General features: G+C 66.4%; 18 protein-coding genes. 8 read left to right on the forward strand and 10 right to left on the reverse strand.

The features are described 5' to 3' along the window. Positions 1–20: 20 nt before the first annotated feature. From KXD97_RS24705 to KXD97_RS24725, 5 genes are all read right to left on the reverse strand, one after another. A complete protein-coding gene (locus KXD97_RS24705; RefSeq protein ID WP_011894055.1) occupies positions 21–614 on the reverse strand; it encodes a cadmium resistance transporter in 594 nt (197 codons plus the stop codon). A 19-nt stretch (positions 615–633) separates the two neighbouring features. After that, positions 634–2601, reverse strand: a complete 1968-nt coding sequence (locus tag KXD97_RS24710) for a cation-translocating P-type ATPase (protein WP_011891568.1) — start codon at positions 2599–2601, stop codon at positions 634–636. Next, positions 2598–2993: a helix-turn-helix transcriptional regulator gene (locus KXD97_RS24715; RefSeq protein ID WP_063840634.1), complete on the reverse strand. Its 396-nt coding sequence runs from the start codon at positions 2991–2993 to the stop codon at positions 2598–2600. The genes KXD97_RS24710 and KXD97_RS24715 overlap by 4 nt, the downstream gene beginning before the upstream one ends. A gap of 624 nt (positions 2994–3617) precedes the next feature. After that, positions 3618–4259 carry a cadmium resistance transporter gene (locus KXD97_RS24720; protein ID WP_079481877.1) on the reverse strand — a complete coding sequence of 214 codons (642 nt, stop codon included), beginning with the start codon at positions 4257–4259 and terminating at the stop codon, positions 3618–3620. A 138-nt stretch (positions 4260–4397) separates the two neighbouring features. Further along, positions 4398–4787 carry a heavy metal-responsive transcriptional regulator gene (locus KXD97_RS24725; RefSeq protein ID WP_005148625.1) on the reverse strand — a complete coding sequence of 130 codons (390 nt, stop codon included), beginning with the start codon at positions 4785–4787 and terminating at the stop codon, positions 4398–4400. A gap of 56 nt (positions 4788–4843) precedes the next feature. Here KXD97_RS24725 and merA point away from each other — a divergent pair, with 56 nt between their 5' ends. The 5 genes from merA to KXD97_RS24750 are packed head-to-tail and all read left to right on the forward strand — an operon-like array spanning position 4844 to position 8630. Continuing rightward, positions 4844–6247 carry a mercury(II) reductase gene (gene merA, locus KXD97_RS24730; RefSeq protein ID WP_005148655.1) on the forward strand — a complete coding sequence of 468 codons (1404 nt, stop codon included), beginning with the start codon at positions 4844–4846 and terminating at the stop codon, positions 6245–6247. A 26-nt stretch (positions 6248–6273) separates the two neighbouring features. After that, positions 6274–6915, forward strand: a complete 642-nt coding sequence (gene merB, locus KXD97_RS24735) for an organomercurial lyase MerB (protein WP_005148656.1) — start codon at positions 6274–6276, stop codon at positions 6913–6915. A gap of 59 nt (positions 6916–6974) precedes the next feature. Beyond that, positions 6975–7238 (forward strand): hypothetical protein, encoded by a 264-nt coding sequence (locus KXD97_RS24740; RefSeq protein ID WP_235660419.1) that lies wholly within the window; start codon positions 6975–6977, stop codon positions 7236–7238. A 46-nt stretch (positions 7239–7284) separates the two neighbouring features. Continuing rightward, positions 7285–7785, forward strand: coding sequence for a redoxin domain-containing protein (locus KXD97_RS24745; protein WP_260758140.1), 501 nt, complete (start codon positions 7285–7287; stop codon positions 7783–7785). Next, positions 7782–8630: a cytochrome c biogenesis CcdA family protein gene (locus KXD97_RS24750; protein ID WP_005148659.1), complete on the forward strand. Its 849-nt coding sequence runs from the start codon at positions 7782–7784 to the stop codon at positions 8628–8630. Before KXD97_RS24745 ends, KXD97_RS24750 begins: the two co-directional genes overlap by 4 nt. Before the next feature lie 980 nt (positions 8631–9610). Here KXD97_RS24750 and KXD97_RS24755 read toward each other — a convergent pair. From KXD97_RS24755 to KXD97_RS24775, 5 genes are all read right to left on the reverse strand, one after another. Then, positions 9611–10639 (reverse strand): ATP-binding protein, encoded by a 1029-nt coding sequence (locus KXD97_RS24755; RefSeq protein WP_005148661.1) that lies wholly within the window; start codon positions 10637–10639, stop codon positions 9611–9613. Continuing rightward, positions 10627–12591 (reverse strand): Mu transposase C-terminal domain-containing protein, encoded by a 1965-nt coding sequence (locus tag KXD97_RS24760; protein ID WP_005148662.1) that lies wholly within the window; start codon positions 12589–12591, stop codon positions 10627–10629. The genes KXD97_RS24755 and KXD97_RS24760 overlap by 13 nt, the downstream gene beginning before the upstream one ends. Positions 12592–12714: 123 nt before the next feature. Further along, positions 12715–13455 (reverse strand): TnsA-like heteromeric transposase endonuclease subunit, encoded by a 741-nt coding sequence (locus tag KXD97_RS24765; RefSeq protein ID WP_260753086.1) that lies wholly within the window; start codon positions 13453–13455, stop codon positions 12715–12717. A gap of 428 nt (positions 13456–13883) precedes the next feature. Continuing rightward, positions 13884–15023 (reverse strand): glycerate kinase, encoded by a 1140-nt coding sequence (locus tag KXD97_RS24770; RefSeq protein ID WP_396884553.1) that lies wholly within the window; start codon positions 15021–15023, stop codon positions 13884–13886. An 11-nt stretch (positions 15024–15034) separates the two neighbouring features. Next, on the reverse strand, positions 15035–16675 hold the full coding sequence (locus tag KXD97_RS24775; RefSeq protein WP_260753088.1) for an acyl-CoA dehydrogenase family protein: 1641 nt from the start codon (positions 16673–16675) through the stop codon (positions 15035–15037). A gap of 119 nt (positions 16676–16794) precedes the next feature. Between KXD97_RS24775 and KXD97_RS24780 the strand changes: the two genes are divergently transcribed. The 3 genes from KXD97_RS24780 to KXD97_RS24790 are packed head-to-tail and all read left to right on the forward strand — an operon-like array spanning position 16795 to position 20050. Beyond that, on the forward strand, positions 16795–17913 hold the full coding sequence (locus KXD97_RS24780) for a zinc-binding dehydrogenase (RefSeq protein WP_260753093.1): 1119 nt from the start codon (positions 16795–16797) through the stop codon (positions 17911–17913). Further along, positions 17910–18599, forward strand: a complete 690-nt coding sequence (locus KXD97_RS24785) for a hypothetical protein (RefSeq protein ID WP_260753095.1) — start codon at positions 17910–17912, stop codon at positions 18597–18599. Before KXD97_RS24780 ends, KXD97_RS24785 begins: the two co-directional genes overlap by 4 nt. Continuing rightward, on the forward strand, positions 18596–20050 hold the full coding sequence (locus tag KXD97_RS24790; RefSeq protein ID WP_260753100.1) for an aldehyde dehydrogenase: 1455 nt from the start codon (positions 18596–18598) through the stop codon (positions 20048–20050). Before KXD97_RS24785 ends, KXD97_RS24790 begins: the two co-directional genes overlap by 4 nt. Positions 20051–20065: the final 15 nt, after the last annotated feature.

Genomic DNA, 20065 nt, shown 5'->3' on the forward strand with positions numbered 1-20065 from the left:
AGATGGAAATACTAGACGAGCTAGAAAGCTAGGCCGCCGATCAGGATGACAATACCCAGTCCGATCAGAACAATCGGGAACAGGATGTGTTCCCATCGTTCGAGGATCTCCGCGATCGGGCGGCGGGTGGCAACATATCTGGCGATGACCACCAGCACCCCGACGAGAAGAAGGAAGACGACGCAGTAGGCCACGACGGCTGCGTGTCCGACGCTGAGGAAGACCGGGACGTAGACGCCGACGTTGTCGCCGCCGTTGGCGAAGGTCACGCCAGCGACCGCCCAGACGCTGACGGTCTTGCCCGCAACCTTCGCGTCACCATCATCGTCACCGTTTCCGCGCCAGGCTTGCCAAGCCGCCTTCAGTCCCAGGGCGAGGGGGATGAGTCCGAAGAACGGGATGACGTCGGGCGGCAGGAATGCGCCCGCACCTAGGGTCACGAGGACGGCGGCGCCGAGAATTCCAGCGAATCCCAGGTATTGGCCGGCGGTGATCCGGGAGGTGGTCCCGCGTTGTCCTGCGCCGCGGGCGAAGAACAGTGAAAGCACGATGATGTCGTCGATGTTGGTGACGATGAACAGCCCGATCGCGGGCAGAACCGACGACAGGATCATGGGTGTGTGCCATCGGTGGTCACGACGGGGCACCCACTGCGGTCGCGGTGGCTAGGTTGGTTGACCGCTGTGCGGTGAGTGCGGTCAGTGCTGTGGTGCGGCCGGCGCGCACACCGTTGGCGATGACCACGATTTCGGCGAGTTCATGGACGAGCACGACGGCGGCCAACCCGAGCACCCCGAACAAAGCCAGCGGCATCAGCACAATGATCAGTCCGAGGGATAGGCCGACGTTTTGCAGCATGATCCGTCGGGCGCGGCGGGCATGGGTGAATGTTTGTGGCAGGTGGCGTAGGTCTTCACCCATGAGTGCGACGTCGGCGGTTTCGATGGCGACGTCGGTGCCCATGGCGCCCATCGCGATGCCGAGGTCGGCGGTAGCCAGTGCGGGGGCGTCGTTGACGCCATCGCCGACCATCGCGGTGGGGCGCTGGGTGCGGAGCTGTTCGATCAGTCGGGCTTTGTCTTCGGGGCGCAGATCGGCGTGCACGGTGTCGATGCCGACTTCGCGGGCCAGGGCGGCCGCGGTGGCGTGGTTGTCGCCGGTGAGCATCGCCACCTGGTAGCCGTCGCGGCGCAGCTGGGTGATGACTTCGGTTGCCTCGGGCCGCAATTCGTCACGCACGGCGATGGCACCGATCACCTGTCCGTTGTCTTCGACCAGGACGGCGGTGGCTCCGGCCTGCTGCATCCGGGTGACCTCGGCGGTGAGCGGACCTCGGTCGAGCCAGCCGGGGCGGCCCAGCCGGATGCGGTGCCCGTCGCGGTGGCCGGTGAGTCCGGCGCCGGTGACTGCCTCGACGTCGGCGGCGGGGGTGACGGTGCCGGCGGCGGCCAGGATCGCCGCGGCCAGGGGGTGTTCACTGCGGGCCTCTACGGCGGCCGCGAGGTCCAGGACGTGCTCGGGGGTGACGTCGGGGGTGGTGGCCACCTCGATGACGGTGGGCCGGTTGGCGGTGAGGGTACCGGTCTTATCCAGGGCGACCCCACGGATCCTGCCCAGCGCTTCCAGCGCGGCGCCACCTTTGACCAGGGCGCCCAGCTTGCTGGCGGCGCCGATGGCGGCGACGACCGTGACCGGTACCGAAATCGCCAGAGCACAGGGCGAGGCGGCGACCAGCACCACCAGAGCGCGTTCGATCCAGGTGGCGGGGTCACCGAGCAGGCTCCCCGCGACGGCGATCAGGGCGGCGGCGATCATCACGGCGGGGACCAGGGGTTTGGCGATGCGGTCAGCCAAACGTTGGGCGGCGCCCTTGCGGGACTGCTCGGCTTCCACGATGCGCACGATGCGGGCCAGGGAATTGTCCTCGGCGGTGGTGCTGACTTCTACTTCGAGGGCGCCGGCTCCGTTGATCGACCCGGCGAACACCTCATCACCGGGGCCGGCTTCAACGGGCACTGATTCGCCGGTGATGGCCGAGAGGTCCAGGGCGGTGCGGCCCCGGGTGATGATGCCGTCAGTGGCGACTCGTTCTCCGGGTTTGACGACCATGAGGTCACCGATGCGCAATTCTGTTGGCGCGATGGTTGTTTCGGTGCCGTCGCGGCGAACGGTGGCCTCATCGGGCACCAGCGACAGTAGTGCGCGCAGTCCGCGGCGGGTGCGGGCCAGCGAGTATTCCTCCAGGCCTTCGCTGATGGAGAACAGGAACGCCAGCATCGCGGCCTCACCGACCTCGCCGAGCAGCACCGCGCCCACGGCGGCGATGGTCATCAGCGTGCCGACCCCGATCTTGCCCTTGGCCAGCCGCCCCAGGGTGGACGGCACGAAGGTATAGGCGCCGGCCAGCAGCGCCGCTGCCTCCAACGTGAGCACCACCGGGTCGGCGGCGCCGACCAGGTTGGCGATCAACGCCGCCAGCAGCAGTACCCCGGAGAGCGCGGCGAACTGCAATTCTGTGATCTGCCAGAGCCGTTCGGGTTCACGCTCCTGCTCCTCGGCGCTGCGGGGTTCGTCGCTGCCGCAGCCACAGGCATCGCTCATTGCCGCGTCTCCTCGGTGTCGATCGCCGCACCCCGGGCGCCGGTTCCATAGGTGGGACACAACGCCACCGCGTTGCCGGTGGCCGCCAGCAGCGTTTCCGCCGCAGCGAGCACGTCCAGCAGCTCGGGGCGAGACAAGGAATAGAACACCTGACGGCCTTCTGGGCGGCCGGTGACCAGCCCACAGTCCCGCAGGCACGCCACGTGCGCGGAGACGGTGGATTGCGCCAACCCCAGCTCACCGATCAGATCGACAACTCGCGCCTCCCCGTCAGCCAGGCGGCGCACGATCGTCAACCGCGTCGCATCGGAGAGACTGTGGAACAGTGCCACCGCGGCATCGAGGTCGGACGTGTTGCCGGCCAGGCAGGTGTCCCGCTTATTCATCGTCACACAACGATGATAACCATCGAAGCCGATTTAGCGAAAGGGGCGCATTCGTGACAGCCATTCTCGGAGCTGCTCCCGGTCGCGGCGAGCGTCGCAGACGAATTCGGTCGTGCATCAGATCGGCTGATAAAGCTGGTCAAGTGGAATTCTCATCCGATCTGATACACCGCAGTTCAGCTCACTGGTCCTGTGTCAGATCAAATGAGAACGGACATGTCCGTTCTCATTGAATCTGGGGCACATTTACTAGTCTGACCTGCATTGCCCCAGATTGGATGAGAATTTCGATCGCGACGTTTCTCATTGAATCTGGGGCAACCCTGCTTCCGCGCCCGGCTGCGAGCGCAGCAGGGTAGCCGGAATGGTCTCCTGTCGATTCCGTTGGCTCGGGTACGTCTTCGGTATAACTACTGTGATCGTGTCTCTCGTGACACACGATCATGATTCTGTGGTGCGCTCGCTCGTGTTGGTAGTTCGGGTGCCGGCTGCGGCCTTTGAGCACCTTGGCCACCGCCCGTTTTAGATTGTCATAGCGGATACGGGCCGGGACATCACCAAAGTGGTTGAACGCCAACACATGCCGATGCAGGAGCGCCTCCTGGCCCTGAGTGGTGAAGTTGCTCCGAGCTAGAGGGCGAACGCTCCGCCTTTGATGAGGATGAGGGCCCCGATTGTGATCAGTGCAACGGGCAGAACGATGTGGCCCCAGCGTGAGAGTGCTTTGGCGATGATCGGGTGGGAGGCGAAATATCGGCCGGCCGCGCACCAGATGGCCACACCGATGAGGAACACGATGATGTAAACACCGATGGTGGCGATCGTTGAGACGGCGAAGATCGGAACGTACACGCCGATGTTGTCGCCGCCGTTGGCGAAGGTGATGACTGCGACCTGCCAGGTGCCAGGCGTCAACAGTGTTGCGGGATCATCGGTCGGCGCCGGTTGGGTGCGGCGATCCCGCCAGGCCAGCCATGCCGCCCGCAGCCCCAACACGATGGGCAGCAGCCCGAAGTACGGCAGTGCGGCTGGAGGAAGCAGCGTGGCACCCAGGAGTGCGCCGCCAACCGAAACTGCCAAGATGGCGGTGAAGCCGAGGTACTGACCGGCGGTCACTCGGATGGCTGCGCCACGATGACCGGGCGCCTGGCCGAACATCACCGCGAGGACCACGATGTCGTCGATATTGGTGATGGCGAAGGTGGCGATCGCCTGAACGAGTGTGGCTGGGCTCAGCACGGCCAATGCGACCAGCTTCGAGTGAAATCCCACCGCATCGGGTGAGCCTACTGCTCAGCAGACCCCGCGCTCCCGCGCACCAACGACCTCCAGTGGGGCGGAAATTCATGACGACTGCCGGGGTCAACGGACTTGACGAAATACATGCCTCCGGTGCCACGGAGGTGGCTCCTAGAGGTATCGACATACGTCATCGGCGCTGCATGATTCCGGGTCGACGCTTTCGGCGCCCTGCCGCAGCCGGGCGATGGTCTCGCGCAGTGCCACCAGTGCGCTGATCTGCTCGTCGAGGTCGGTCAGTCGGATGTCGAGCAGGTCGCGCACGTGCGTGCACGGCGCGTGGCCGCTGTCACGGATGTCGAGGATCTGCCGAATCTGGGCGAGGCTGAACCCGGCGGCCTGTCCCCGTCGGATGAAGCCGACCCGGGCGATCGTGTCGGCGGCATAGTCGCGATACCCCGCCGGGGAACGTTCGGCGGGCGGGAGCAGGCCTTCGTCTTCGTAGTAGCGCAGCGTCGCGGTGGTGGCCCCGGTCGCCTCGGCGAGCTTCCCGATTCTCACGATGTCTCCTCAGAACACTTGACCTTCAAGCCTACTTGAAGGTCAAGGATGGGTGCATGAGTCAGGGATTGGACCTCGCGGTCATCGGTTCCGGCGGCGCGGCGATGGCCGCGGCGATCCGCGCTACCGCGCTCGGCAAGTCCGTCGTCATGATCGAGCGCGGCATCTTCGGTGGCACGTGTGTCAACACCGGCTGCGTGCCGTCAAAGGCCCTGATCGCAGCGGCCGAGGCCCGGCATACCGCAGCCGACACTGCCCGGTTCCCGGGGATCGCCACCACGGCCGGCCCGGTGGACATGGCGGCCCTGATCGCCGGCACGCACGATCTGGTGGAGTCGCTGCGCTCAGAGAAGTACCTCAACGTGGCCGAATCGTATGGCTGGCAGCGCATTCAGGGCCAAGCGCGGTTCGCCGGAACCCCGGACGCGCCCGTCATCGAGGTCGGCGATGCCACCATCGAGGCCGAGCACTACCTGATCGCCACCGGCGCGAACCCAGTCATCCCGCCCGCATTCGAGGGCGTCGCCTACCTGACCTCGACCACCGCGATGGAAGTCACCGAGGTCCCGGAGTCGCTGCTGGTGATCGGCGGCGGCTACGTCGCGTTGGAGCAGGCGCAACTGTTCGCCCGGCTCGGGTCAACGGTGACGGTGCTGGTCCGCTCCACGCTGGCATCGAAGGAAGAGCCGGAAGTCGGCATGGCGCTGCTGGAGGTGTTCGCCGACGACGGCATCCGGGTGGTGCGCCGCGCCACGGTGAGCGAGGTCGAGCAGGCCGACGATCAGGTCACGGTCACCGCGACCATCACCGGCGGAACGCAGCAGTTCCGTGCCGCGAAAGTCCTCGTCGCCACCGGCCGCCGTCCGAACACCGACGGCCTGAATCTCGAAGCGGTGCAGGTCAAAACCGGCGAGAACAACGAGGTCGTGGTGAGCGACGGGCTGCAGTCGTCGAACCCACGGATCTGGGCGGCCGGCGACGTGACCGGGCACCGCGAGTTCGTCTACGTCGCCGCCCATCACGGCGCGATGGTCGCCGACAACATCTTCACCGACGCCGGCCGCAGGGTCGACTACCGCCATCTGCCCCGCGTGACGTTCACCAGCCCCGCGGTCGGTGCGGCCGGGACGACCGAGGCCGAGCTCCTCGCCGCCGGGACACGGTGCGACTGCCGGGTGCTGCCGCTAAAACATGTGCCGCGTGCGGTGGTCAACCGAGACACCCGCGGTTTCATCAAACTCGTCGCCGACGCCGGCACCGGCCGCATCCACGGCATCACCGCCGTCGCCAAGGATGCTGGCGAGATCGCCGCCGCCGCGGTCTACATCCTCGACGCCGCGATGACCGTCGACCAGGTCGCCGGGTCCTGGGCCCCGTATCTGACCATGGCCGAAGGCATCAAAATCGCCGCCCAGTCCTTCAGCGCCGATATGTCCCGACTGTCCTGCTGCGCATCCTGACGCATGGCTCACTCGAAAGGTTCCTGATGCCCAATTTCCTTGACCGCCTGACCATTCCGGAAGAGTCCGGGCTCGACCCGACGATGCTGGTGCCGTTGCTGCGGCTGCTCGCCGCCGGCGAGCCGGTCACCGTGGAGGCGCTCGCCGCGGCCGTCGGCCTCCCGGTTGACGAGGTGACCCGGCGTCTGGCCGCGGTACCCGACACCGAATACGACGAGCAGGGCCGCATCGTCGGCCAGGGCCTGACCCTGCGCCCGACCCGCCACCGATTCACCGTGGCCGGCCAAGAGCTCTACACCTGGTGCGCCCTGGACACCCTCATCTTTCCCACCATCCTGGACCGGCCCGCCAGCATCGAATCCGAATCACCCGTCAGCGGGCACCCGATCAGGGTCTCGGTCGGCGAAAACGGTGTCACCAGCGTGCAGCCCGAGACCGCGGTGGTCTCGCTGGTCAACCCCGACGACCTCACCTCGATCCGGTCCTCATTCTGCAACCAGGTGCACTACTTCACCTGCGCGCAGGACGCCGCGCCGTGGCTCGCCGAGCACCCCGAAGGTCAGATCGTCAGCGTCGCTGAGGCCCACCAACTCGGCGCAGCCCTGACCACACAAATCCTTACCCAGCTCCATACCCCGCCAACTGCCCACCCCGGCTGCTGCAGCTGACCAGCCGCACCCAACCTGATGAGGAGAAATCAATGAATCAACGTCCACGAAGAAATCCCGTGCTGCTGGGTGCGGCAGCGGTGCTGGTGACGGCCCTGTGTTGCGCCGCGCCAGTCCTGATCGCCGGCGGCGCGCTCGCCGCCGTGTGTGGACTGCTCGAGAATCCATGGGTCATCGGGGCAGCCGTCGCGCTGCTGCTGGCGGCTGTGGTCGCCTTCGCCCGCCGCGGTCAACGCGGCGATCACTGCTGTCCCGCCGACAGCCATTCACCCGCGACGCACACGCTCGACGACCTGACGAAAGGAAGCATCGACAATGTCTGAAACGCGTTCGTTTACACCCCACAGGTGGGCGGGCGTTACGGCTGTGATGCTGGCAGCGGGCGCGCTGACCGCGTGCGGCCAATCGGCCACAACCAGCAATCCGACCTCACCGCCACACGCCAACGCCACAACCCAGGCGACGGCGGCGACACTGACCACGGTGGACGGCAAAACCGTCGAACTGCCCGCTGCCGCCCCGACCGCGATCCTGTTCTTCTCCTACGGGTGCGGCGAATGCGTCGGCGGCGGTAAATCCCTGGCCGCTGCTCGGGCGGCCGTGGAGAAAGCCGGAGGCAGCGCCAAGTTCCTAGCCGTCGACATCGTCCCCACCGAGAAACCCGCCGATGTTCGCCACTTCCTGGACCAGATCGGCGGCACCAGCCTGCCCGCGGTCGTCGATACTAACGGGGCCCTGACCAGCCGCTACCAGGTGACCGCGCCGGCCACCGCCCTCGTCATCGACCCGTCCGGGCAGATCAGCTACCGCGGCCACGCCCCGTCCCAGGATCAGATCCTGGCCGCCCTCGGCAGCAGCGCCGCACGGTGAACCTGCTCGCGCTCGCGTTTACCGCTGGCATGCTCGCCCCGGTCAACCCCTGCGGGTTCGCGCTGCTACCGGCGTGGATCACCGGCACCATCGCCACCGGCGGCACCGATGCGGTGCTCGTGCGGCTGGCCCGGGCACTGCGCACCGGGGCCGTCCTGACCATCGGGTTCACCGGCACCCTCACCCTCGCCGGTATCGCGATCAGTGCCGGTGCCCGGACCCTGGTGACGGCTGCTCCCTGGCTCGGGATCACGATCGGGCTCACCCTGGCCATCTTGGGCGGCTTCATGCTCACCGGCCGCACCATCGGTCTGCGTATGCCTGCCCGGACGCGTCATCGGCCGGACTCCCCAACAGCCGGTGGTGTGCTCGCGGCCGGAATCGGCTACGCCCTGGCGTCACTGTCCTGCACCTTCGGGGTACTGCTCGCGGTGATCGCCCAGGCCCAGGCCACCAGCGGATGGGGCGGTCTGCTGGCAGTGTTCACCGCATACACAGCCGGTGCCGCCACCATCTTGATGCTGGTCAGCGTCGGCACCGCCATCGCCGGCACGGCCCTGACCCGGCATCTGGGTATCCTCGCCCGCCACGGGACCCGCGTCACCGCCGTTGTCCTCATCGCCACCGGCGCCTACCTCGCGTGGTACTGGCTGCCCGCGGCCACCGGGCACACCGCCAGCGGCGGCAACCTGCTCACCGGCTGGTCGGCCACCGCGACCGGATGGCTGCAGGACCACGCCCTCCCGGCCAGCGTCATTGCCGCCTTCGCTGTGGTGGTCAGCGCGGTGGCCGCGTACTGGACCACCCACCGCCGGCCAATCACCGGCAAGCAGCGCCGCCGGTGATGATTCACCGGCCGATACACCCAGCCAGATACCACTGTCCCTAACGATTAGAAAGCCGATAGATACAACCGTCGGACACAGTCAGATGCACACCACAAGTGCCTTACTGATAAGGCACATTCAAGACTGCCGACCCCTAAGCGCGACACGCCAGTTCTGCGCCGTCTGAGCGTGTCGTCAATACGGCAGTGGCGAATAGGCGTCGGTACTGCGCCCATTGCTCGACGGGGGTGGCGTCGGCATGGTGGGCGCCGGTGCGTTCGTTGATGCGGTCGAGCAGTAGCGTCGGCCAGGCGGGTTCCGTTGGCGTCCTGGGCTGTTCAACCCGAGGGCGAGCTGTGAGCAATGTTGCGGCTACGGCGATCACATCGGGGTAGGCCACCACGTGCGCTTCTAGGCCATTCTGCAGAATCCCCGCCGCCACGTGACGCTCTGCGTGAGCCCAGAAGACCAGGATGTGGCGGGCGTCGCCCAAGGCGTCATGAAGGTCGACCTCTGAATACTGACGGGCCAAGCGCCGATGCGTGCGCCCGGCACTGAGCACCGTGGGCCGGTCACGAAGATCCACCTGGTCGTCAAGAACGCGCGTTGGTGAACCGATCCAGCGTCGGTGACGGTGGCATACGGAGACATGTGCAGGCAGGTAGCAGTAGACGGGTTCGTGTATTCCCTTGCGTGCCATACATCTTTGACACAAAGGGCGGCGGAGATATTGCTTGAGCGCGGTGGGGTCGCCAGCAAGCCCGCAGAGACGGGACCGGATTACCTGCTCAGGTTGGCCGCTGACGACGGCCAACCAGTCCGGTCGCGGCCGGGCTGCGCATGATTCGGCGACATGGCCGCGCAGTGTGGAGACGCCGATATGGTTGGCGCGGGCCAGCCTGTCGATGTAGGACGATACGGCTTCCCAACGGAACGGTGCGATCGTTCGCGGGAGCCGCTGGCGTGGTCCGCGCGGCCACGGCCTGACAGTTGCCACGTCAGCTGGCCGTGCGGGCCGCGGCCGTGTGGGCGGCGTAGTCGATCAAAATATCGTCCATGGCCTCGCGGGTGATGTGCTCGGTGCCGTCGAGCATCGCTTGGATTGCTGAAGCCCGGATCAAGTGGGCCAGGCTGCCGATCATCCCGCCGGTGCGGCGGTGCAGGTAACGGGCCTGGGCGACAAGGCTTCCCGGTTCGTGTCGATGCAGACGCAAGGTACCTTCCATGGCGGCGACGAGTTGTCGCCACTCCTTGGCGTCGGGGAATGCGCTGGTGTGGATCACCCCGCAACGGCCGGCCAACTGCCGTCCCCGCGTGCCGGTGAACAGCCCCGAGCGTTCCACTTCGATCCCGGCGTAAACGAATGTCGCAGGCAGATGCTCGGTGAAGTATTTGAGGTGGTCGGACAGTTCTTCGCCGGCGCGGGTGTCGAGGTTGAGGTTGTGGATTTCATCGACCACCACGATGTCGGTACGGGCATCGATGAGCACCTGGCACACGGCATCGGAAATATCGGTCACGTTCATCCGCTGATTGAGCGTGGGAAGCCCCAGAAACCGTGCGAACTCCATCGCCAACTTGCGGGGCGACCCTTTCGGCGGGGCCGTCACATACACCACCGGAATCCGGCTCTCATCGCCGGGAAACCGTGCACGGGTGCGCAATTCGTGAAACCGACCCAGTTGCTTGATCGCCGTAGTTTTCCCCGTCGCTGCCCCGCCGGAGATGATCAGCCCGCGCCGGGCCCCGATCTCGCGCTGGTTGAGCAATGTCAACAGCCGGCCCTGATGGGTGATCGCTTCGATCGCCGACGTGGTGACCACCACCAGCTCCGAATGATGCGCAACCCGGGCCTCGTTGTAGGCCGTCCGCTCGTCCTCACCGAGGCTGGCCCACTCGTCGTCGGCGAGCAACGTGAACTCCGGCGGATCGGCATCAACAAAACGCCGCCAGCCCTCCAGCGTCGTGGTCGGCTGGCGGCGATCCTCTAACTGACCCACCGCCGCAATCTCGGTCACAGTCGCCACGTTTGGGCCTCCTTGCGTGCATCAAACACCGGCAGGGGTATGACCTCCGCCATCTCGCCGTCATCGTCGAAAGTCTCGTTGTCGGCGGCCCGTTCCGACGGTGACGGGCCATGATGTTCGGATGATTCCGTCGGGTCCGGCCAGTCCCGGCCGGCGCTCGCGGCGCTGGTCCGTCCAGTCACTCGGCGCTCGGCTTTCGTCTGCTGCTGCGGCCCAGCGGCGGCGCGGTCCAGCAAGTCCTCCGCGATGGCCGCAATCTCCGCTTCCTGGGTCTTCTGGGCCCCTCTGCGGTCGGCTACGGAGCGGGCGTGGCGCCACAGTGTCTCGCCGAACGGCACCGGCGAGGACCGAAGGTGCGTCCACGTCGCGGCCAGCCATCCGTCTTCGTGGTGATTGCGCACCCAAATCCTCGACACGTCATACGGGTCGTAGTGCACTTCCCACTGTCCGTTACGGGCATCGACCCCGGAATGCTGGCGCCGGTATGGGTTGAGCGCCTTGGCGTCATAGGTGCGATGGTTGATCCGGACCCCGTAACTGTTGATTGTGCGCCACTGCACGGGAAGCAATTCGATATAGTCGTCGGCGTCCAGTGGGACCGGTACATAGCCAGCCACCTCAACGAGGGCAGTGTATTTCTCGTTGGGAGACAACGCTTTCCCCGGCGTCACCGGATCCCGCAGGCCATCGTGGGGGCGGTTCTGCCACACCGCGATGATCCACTCGTCCAGCAGCGCCTGCAGCTCAATCATCGACCACACCGCGTCGTCCTCGGCGTTTTTCCCACGCCGCTCCACCGATGAACCGACGTAACCGGCCACGTACTGTGCGAACAGGGTGCCCACCGACTGCAATGTCCGCTCGATCTTCGGCTTATCGGTCGGGCAGTCGGGATGAGCCGGCTGCAGATTGATCCCCAATGTGCAGCACGCTTGCCGAAATGTTTGGGACAGATACGCTTTCCCGTGATCGCAGACGATCGTCTCGGGAGCGATCACCGGCCTGGCCGCAGCATCGGCCAGGCGCTGATCGACACTGGTCAGGCTGTGGTGCGGAAGTACCGACCGGGACATCCGCAGCGCATCGGCCCATCCCGGGCGCATCGGTTCGGGCGTCAATGCCCGCGCCAAGAGCAGTGACGCGTCCACTGCTTTGGTCGTCGGTCGCAGCACCGCGGCCGGGATGGACCGCGTAGCGTTGTCGACCATCGCAGTCAGCTCGACTCGGTCTACCATGCCGTCATCGAGCACTACCCGTACATCCAGAAGGGTTGAATCGATTTCCACCATCTCGCCGGGGCGCACCACGGTGATCGACCCGAATGGGCCATCGGGCTGCTTGGACAGCGATCGCCGCGTCCGTGCTGACCCGAACGTGTGCCGTCCTTCCGCGAGGCGCTTGACCAGCCGGTAGAAGGTGGGCTGCGACGGCATCGCGGGCGCGTCGTCGGCACCATAGGTGGCCACCAGCGTCTTGGCGACCCGCCGTTGCAGACGCTGCACCGTTCCCGTTGACAGGTCGGTCTCGCCCTCGATCGCATCCCGCACCGCGGCGACGACACGGTCGTCCACACGGCCGAATACCGCGCGCCGCCGATTATGGCGCCCGTCAACCACTCCCAGGAGCCCGTCCCGTTCGTAGGCAAATCGGCGACGCTGCAACGCATTCCGACTCACGTCGTGGCCGGCGGCACGCAGCTCGTCCAACTTGGCCAGCTCACGCTGCCGCAGAGATCGTTTCGCCGTGTCGAACTCTGGGCGGGGACGAATGCCCGCGGCCGTCCCAGGCGGGCGGCCGCTGAGGATCTCCACGATGTGGCGCTCCCACCACCGTGCTTGCTCGACGGCTGCCTCGGGAATGCCAGCCAGCATTTCCTCAGAACACAGTGGCGGTCGCGACCCCGACACCAATTCCAATGCCGGATCAACCATCAGCTGCGAGAGCGGCACCACAATCTGCTCGCCGACAGCGTCAACCAGTCGAGCTGATCCGCCCGACAGGGTTACGACGGTGAAAACACCTGCTGATAAACGGATTTCGTCTCCCTCTCGGACGACACCCGTTCGCACGTCAGGTCACCACCCGGTCCCGAGGCCAATCGCCGTGTCGTCGCCAAGTGCCGCTCCTTGCAGATCGGCAACTAAACGGCCGTGCCAGAGCAGATGAAACAGTACGGGCAGCACCACCAAAGGAGTCCCGACCGCGTGCACACCAGCCATCAACGGACGGACCCGAGCGAAGACCTCCGCCAGTTGATCAGCCAAACCGATCTTCAATACTCGCGGATGCCGATAACCCGACAACCAACGTAGATTCGCCCGCAGCACTGGATCGAGGGAACCGACACGCAGGTAATCCCAACCGACCATCGCGCACGTGGCGGCAGACCGATCGAACACGTCCCGATCAGCGTCAGAGATCCGGTCGTCCTCACGAACGTCGACTACGACGACAGATCCATCGCGGCGCCGCACGAAGTAGTCAGGAGCATGCCGCGTGCCGTCACGCCAATGAATCCAAAATGGTTGCGACATAACACCAACAACATCCGGATCGGCATCCAACGCCATCAACTGGTCACGTTCTACCCAGGACTCGTGACCTACATGTGCGCCGGTTGTGGCGAACCACCACAGCCCGGGAAAGTTACGCTGACCTCGAAACGAGGGGAAATTCCGCACTGGTGAACAGTCCAACTCAAACCGGGTTGCAGCACATCGGTCCAGCGATTGCCGCGTGCATCCCTCGCGGGTGTTGAACTCCAAGTCCACTGCACTCGCTACACCTGGCCCAGCCGAAACAGCCGACGTCAGCACACATAAACGCTAAGCCTCGTGCCCCAGATTCAATGAGAAAGACACGCACTTACCCCAGATTCAATGAGAATGCCCCAGAATCAATGAGAACGGACAACAGGCTCGAACCGCGCCGAGGTCCCCAGCCCAACTATTGTCATGGTTCGCGAGCACGATTACGTCACTGTGACGTATCGCCGTAATGGCGCGCGACGTAACCGATCTCGAGGTTACCGTCAGTTCCGACCAATGGCATTCGTGAATGCCTCATCGTGGTCGACATTCAACTCGCCCAACGGGTGTCGCGGATCCGCTTACACGGGCGGGGACGAACTCGCCGACAGCCACTGACTGCAGCACATTTGGCGTGCATTTCCAGCCTGCCAGGTACTCGGCCACAGCATGTCGAAACCATCCGAGATGCCCCTGGTCCGACCGGTTACGTCGACTCACCTCGATGCTCCATTCCCGCAACCCTGCTCGACGGCGACGGCCAATGCTTCGCCGGCCCGATTGAGCCACGTAACCGGGTCGGCAATGGCCATCTGCACGCCGCCGGCGAGGTCCGCCAGACATACAGCGTCACTGAACCCGCCCCGATTGTGCTGCTGCACCCGGTCGAGGGCTGTTTGGTCAGCCGAGCCGGCAACAAGCATGACCCGGCGACGGGTGGGAGCCGCTAGGCCGAGGATGTGGCCTACTGCTTTGCCTTGGAACGATTGATCATCGAATCGACCTTCGCCACAGACAATGATGTCGGCTCTGTCGATGGCATCCGGAAGACCCACGATATCCCCGAGGGCCGGCGCACCGGCTCGCAGCTCTGCCCCCCAGAGCTGCGCTAGTCCGTAGCCCGTGCCACCGGCTGCCCCCGTTCCGGGCTTGTCGGCTCCACCGCCGAGCAGTTGGACCCATCGGGACAGTCCGCGTTCCAGTTGCACCACCTCGTCCGGCGATGCTCCCTTTTGCGGACCGAATTGTCGCGCCGCTCCGTTGTTTCCCAGCAGCGGTGAGGCCACGTCGTACAGGCACGTCACACCTGCCGGCGGCGGGGCGACGATGCCGCCGGCCACTTGGGAGACCTCTGTCAGGGCCGCTCCGCCTCTCGGCACCGCCTCACCGCGGGCATTCAGGAGACGCGCACCGAGGGCTTCCAGCGCCCCAGCTCCACCGTCCGTGGCCGCTGATCCACCCAGTGGCACAAGGATTCGCCGCACACTCGGGTGATCCAGCGCGTGTCGGAGCAACTCACCCACCCCGTACGTCGAGGCCGTCAGCGCGGAGGCCGACCCTCGCTGCGGGAGGCCACACGCCGAGGCCACCTCCACCACCGCTGTCCCGGACGGTGTGAGCAGCCAGGAGCCCTCGACCATGGTGCCGTCCGGACCTTCGACCGGCGTCGAAAACCACTGCGAGCCAGGGTTCGCAGTTTCGATCACTGCGGCAGAACCTTCCCCGCCGTCGGCGGTCGGGAGGACCTCGAGGATGTCGCGTGGCCGGCGGCGCGACCAGCCGTTGGCTATCTCTACGCCCGCCGCCACCGAATCAATGCTTCCTTTGAAACTGTCAAGGGCGATCAACACCCTCATGGCAGAGGGGTTCACCGCGCCGGCGCACGCTCGACGAGCCCGCGGCCGATGACCCGCAGCGCGAGCGTCTCGTCGGCCCCCTCGAACAGCGCCAGCACCCGCGCGTCGAGGAAGTATCGCGACACCGGGTACTCCTCGGCATAGCCGTAGCCGCCGTGCAGTTGCTGCGCCTCCCGAGTCACCCACTCGGCGGAGCGGCAGGCCACCGACTTGACCATCGAGGCCTCGAGCTGGCCACCGCCTGCCGCCAACAAATCGGCCACATCGTAGGCGTAGGCCTGGCAGGCCGCCGCGTGGCAGGCCATCATGCCCAACTTCCATTGCGTCAGTTGGTAATCGAAGAGAAGGTGGCCGAACACCGCACGCTCGTGGCTGTAGCGGAATGCCGCACCCAGAGCTGCCTTCATCAGTCCGACGCCACGAGCCGCCGTCTGGGTCCGGCCGTTGGCGAACGCGTTCATCTGCAGATAGAAGCCCCGCCCCAGTCCGTCGTCGCCGCCGATCAGGCAGTCCGCCGGCACCCGTAGGTCATCGAAACTGATCTCGAAACTGTGCATACCCCGGTAGCCGATGGTGGGGATTGCCTGCGCCTCGAGACGTCCGCCGTGTGGGCTGTCCCAGGTCCAGGCGTGACCGGTGAATGCGGGCTTCTCCACCACGAACAGCGACAAGCCTTTGTGCCGCTGTTCGGCAGTCCCCGTACGAGCCATCACGAGCAACAATTCGGCGCGGCCGCTGAATGTCGACCAGGTCTTGACCCCTTTGATCACGTAGTGGTCACCGTCGCGGATGGCGCGCACCGTGAGATTTGCTGCATCAGAACCGTATCCGGGCTCGGTGACCGCCACCGCAACCATCTTCTCGCCGGCTGCCACATCAGGCAGCCACCGTTTGGCCTGGGCGGGGTCTCCACCCTTCATCAACGCGGTGGCCAAAATCTCGGGGCGGGTCACAAACGGGCCCGCCAGTCCCATCGAGGCGCGGGTGATCTCCTCGGTGGCCACCAGCATGGCCAGCAGGTCGTCGTGGCTGTGGGCCGAGTCTCCCCCGGTAGCCGAACCGCCGTACTCCTCGGGGATGCCCATCCCGAAGAACCCCATGGCAGCCAGCTCGCCGATGATCGCATCGGGGATGTCCTGGTCGTGTCGGTGCAGCGCTTCCGCGAAGGGTTCGATCCGATCCCGGGCGAAATCGCGGAACACCGCGCGTGCGGTGTCCAGATCCTCCCCGATCGGCAGGTCACGATATCCCTGCGGTGGTAGCCCGGCGGCAATCGCGGTCAGCAGCCCGACGTCGCGGGCCTCCGCCAGCGCGCGGGCCGGGAACTCCACCCCGCCACCCCACAACGTGTGGCGCCCTGCAGACTTCGACAGCACCTCGCCGGCAACATATCCGGCGAAGCCCAGGGCCAACGCGTCACCGTTCGGCCCGGCGGTGCCGGCGGCGGCACGGCGGGCCAGCGATTCCCCGGCCCCCAGCAGGCACGCCACCAGTGCCACGTCGGCCAGGTCCACCTGGTGGGCGTCGAGCGCCTGCTGATCGACGCGGCCATCGGCGTTCCGGGTGCTGTCCGCCAGCGTGTCGACCGCGGTGCCGAGATGTCGCCTCGCGACCTCCAGCAGTACCTGAGCTGAGTCGATGCACTGAGACATAGGTCTGTCCTCCTCCTGTGATGGTTGATGCCGGCGTTCCTGGCTTGTGCCCCGCGTCACAGCGATGGTACCTTATTTCGAACCGGGTTCGCATATAGGAACAAATTGGAGGGGCGTACATGACCAAGAGCCGTGCCGCGGTTTTGCAGAAGTTCGAGACCGACGTCGAAGTCGCCATGTTCGATGTCCCAGAGCCCCAACCGATGTCGGCGATCGTCGACATCGCCTACGCGGGCATCTGCGGCACCGACCTCCATCTGCAGCGAGGAAAGCTGCCGATTCCGGTTCCCGTGGTGCTCGGCCACGAAGCCACGGGCTATATCAACACCCTCGGCGAGGGACTCACCCATGACGTGCTCGGCCAACCGCTGGCCCCGGGCGACGCGGTGTCGTGGCTGAACAACATCTCCTGCGGGCGTTGCAAGTACTGCCTGGTCGAGATGCAGCCCACGCTGTGCGTGGGTTCGCGCCGCATCTACGGCATCAACCAGTCGGCAGATGTTTTCCCCCACCTTTCCGGCGGCTGGGCCGATCAGATCTATCTCCAGCCCGGCACCGTCCTGGTGAAGCTGCCGTCCGGGGTGGAGCCGCGCGATGTCATCCCACTGGGCTGCGCGGGCCCGACCGCGGTGCACGGTGTTCTGGACGAGGTCACCATCGGGGTCGGCGACACAGTGGTGGTGCAGGGCAGCGGACCGGTCGGCGTCGCCGCGGCGATCTATGCCCGCCTCGTCGGCGCCAAGCGGATCATCATGCTCGGCGGGCCCGCCGCCCGGCTGGAACAGGCCGAAGCGCTGGGACTGGCCGACGACTACTTCGATGTCACCGACGGCAGTGATGCCGCCGAACGCGCCGAGGCCGTCCGCGCGCTGACCCCCGGCGGACTCGGTGCCGACGTGGTGCTCGAGTGTGCGGGTGTGCCCGCGGCGGTTGCCCAGGGCATCGACCTGTGCCGCCCGGGAGCCCAGTACAGCGTGATCGGCCAGTACACCGACAACGGCGCCACGCCGATCAATCCGCACTACATCACGCGAAAGCAGCTGCGGGTACATGGTTCCTGGGGGTTCTCGGCCCGGCACTACATCCGTTACGTGCAGCTCCTGCCTGCGGTCCTGGAACGGTTCGACGTCCGCAGCATCGCCACGGAGTACGCCCTGTCCGACGTCAACCGGGCTATGGCCGATGTCCGGGCCGGCTCCGTCATGAAGGCCGTCATCAACCCGGGACTGGACCGATGAGCAGCGCCCTGTTGTATCCCGAGGTGGACCCGCCCGACCCCGCGGTGCTCGCCTTATTCGACGGCCTGCCCACCGGCTGCGTCTCCGACGCGCGCGGACGCAGCGGGTGCGCCGTGGGATTGGTGCCGCTCTCTGGTGTCGATGACGCGACTCATGTCGTGGGTCCGGCCCACACCGTGCGATCCGAGCCCGGCGACAACGTTGTGGTGCACCGGGCCACCGATCTGGTCCGCCCCGGTGACATTCTGGTCGTCGACGCAGGCGGCGCGCTGGACCGCGCCATCGCAGGCGGACTGCTGCTGCGTTACGCCGCGACCAAGGGCGCGAAGGCGGTGGTGATCGACGGCGTGATCCGCGATCTGCCCGAGTTGCGCGACATCGACCTGCCGGTATACGCCAAAGGGGTTTGCCCGCACGGCCCGTGGAAGGACGGTTCGGGTGAGATTCGTGGCCGGATCACGGTGGGCGGCAGTGTGATTCATCAGGGCGATCTGATCGTCGCCGACCGCGACGGCGTGGTGGTGGTGCCGGTCGCCGACGCCGACCACATTGCGGCCGAGGCCCGCGCCATCGCCGCTCGCGAGGAGTCCTTCACCCGCGACATCGACAACGGCCACTGGGTACGCCCCTGGGCCGACAAGCTTCACCTCGTTCCCGCCACTGACGCCGAAAGGATCGACGCATGACCACATCCATCGCCGAGCGGATCAAGACGCCGGCCAACTTCATCGACAACCGACCATCACCGGCCACCACCACCCACGAGTGCCGCAATCCCGCCGACCCTGACGACCTGGTAGGCCTGGTACCGGAAGCCACTGCCGCAGAGATTGATTCGGCCCTCAACGCCGCTGTGGCGGCCACGGGGCAGTGGCAGGCCACGCCCGCGCCCGTGCGGGGCGACCTGATCCGTGAGTGGATGGCCCTCATCGCCTCGCACGCCGAGGAGTTGGCGTCGTTGATGACCCGCGAGATGGGCAAGCCGCTGGCCGAGTCGCGCGGCGAGCTGGGCCGTGCCCGCATGGAGGCCGAGTTCGCCGCCGCCGAAGGCACCCGGCTGTCCGGCGCCACCATCCCCAGTCGCACCCCCGGTCAGCTGATCTACACCGAGCTCGAACCGCTGGGTGTGGTGGCCGCGATCACGCCGTGGAACTTCCCCGCCGTGGCGCCGTTGCGCAAACTCGCCCCTGCCCTGGTCACCGGTAACACCGTGGTACTCAAGCCGGCTCTGGAGACGTCACTGACGGCACTGGCCCTGGCCGATCTGGCGCGTGAGGCCGGTATCCCCGCGGGCGTGCTCAATGTCGTGTGCGGTCATGGCTCCACAGTGGGTGACGCGCTGGTCAACGACCGCCGCGTCGACGCCGTGTCGTTCACCGGATCCACCGCCGTCGGCCGGTCCGTGAACCTGGCCGTGGCCGCCCGCCTCGGGCAGGTGCAGCTCGAACTCGGCGGCAAGAACGCCGCATTCGTCGAATCCGCCGACGACCTCGACGCCGTGATCGGCCACATCACCTCTGCCGCGGTGCAGGCGGCCGGTCAGCGGTGCACGTCCATCAGCCGGGTCATCGTCGCCGACGCCATCGCCGACCGGTTCGTCGAGGCCGTCAGCACAGTGTGGGACGGCCTGGTGGTCGGCGATCCCACCGACCCCGCCACCCAGGTGGGCCCGCTGGTGAGCCGCAACCAGTACGAGCGGGTCAGCGGCTACGTCGATCTGGGACTGTCCGACGGTGCGGTGCGCACCTCGGCGGTCCGCCCCGTCCCCGACGGCCTCTACTATGCGCCGACGGTCCTGGACCAGGTGACTCCGCAGATGCGGGTGGCCCGCGAGGAGATCTTCGGTCCTGTGCTGACCGTGACCAGAGTCAGCCACGTCGACGAGGCCATCCACGTGGTCAATGACACTGATTTCGGTTTGGCCGCAGTCGTTTTCACGCGCGACATGTCGGTGGCGATGCGCTTCGCGCGGGAGGCCCGTGCCGGAATGGTGCACGTCAACCACGGGACGATCTCGCAACCGCACGTGCCGTTCGGAGGGGTGAAACAATCGGGGGTGGGCGCATTCTCGATCGGCTACACCAGTGCGGCCGCGTTCACCCAGACCAAGACCGTCTACCTCGCCCCGGGCCTGTGACGACGCGACCGGGCG

This window comes from Mycobacterium sp. SMC-8 (assembly GCF_025263565.1).
GTDB lineage: Bacteria > Actinomycetota > Actinomycetes > Mycobacteriales > Mycobacteriaceae > Mycobacterium.

Coding starts and splice junctions, on each gene's coding strand:
- merA (WP_005148655.1), top strand. CDS start 4,844: ATGAGTCAGGGATTGGACCTCGCGGTCATCGGTTCCGGCGGCGCGGCG.
- KXD97_RS24785 (WP_260753095.1), top strand. CDS start 17,910: ATGAGCAGCGCCCTGTTGTATCCCGAGGTGGACCCGCCCGACCCCGCG.
- KXD97_RS24745 (WP_260758140.1), top strand. CDS start 7,285: ATGCTGGCAGCGGGCGCGCTGACCGCGTGCGGCCAATCGGCCACAACC.
- merB (WP_005148656.1), top strand. CDS start 6,274: ATGCCCAATTTCCTTGACCGCCTGACCATTCCGGAAGAGTCCGGGCTC.
- KXD97_RS24790 (WP_260753100.1), top strand. CDS start 18,596: ATGACCACATCCATCGCCGAGCGGATCAAGACGCCGGCCAACTTCATC.
- KXD97_RS24780 (WP_260753093.1), top strand. CDS start 16,795: ATGACCAAGAGCCGTGCCGCGGTTTTGCAGAAGTTCGAGACCGACGTC.
- KXD97_RS24775 (WP_260753088.1), bottom strand. CDS start 16,675: ATGTCTCAGTGCATCGACTCAGCTCAGGTACTGCTGGAGGTCGCGAGG.
- KXD97_RS24710 (WP_011891568.1), bottom strand. CDS start 2,601: ATGAGCGATGCCTGTGGCTGCGGCAGCGACGAACCCCGCAGCGCCGAG.
- KXD97_RS24770 (WP_396884553.1), bottom strand. CDS start 15,023: ATGAGGGTGTTGATCGCCCTTGACAGTTTCAAAGGAAGCATTGATTCG.
- KXD97_RS24705 (WP_011894055.1), bottom strand. CDS start 614: ATGATCCTGTCGTCGGTTCTGCCCGCGATCGGGCTGTTCATCGTCACC.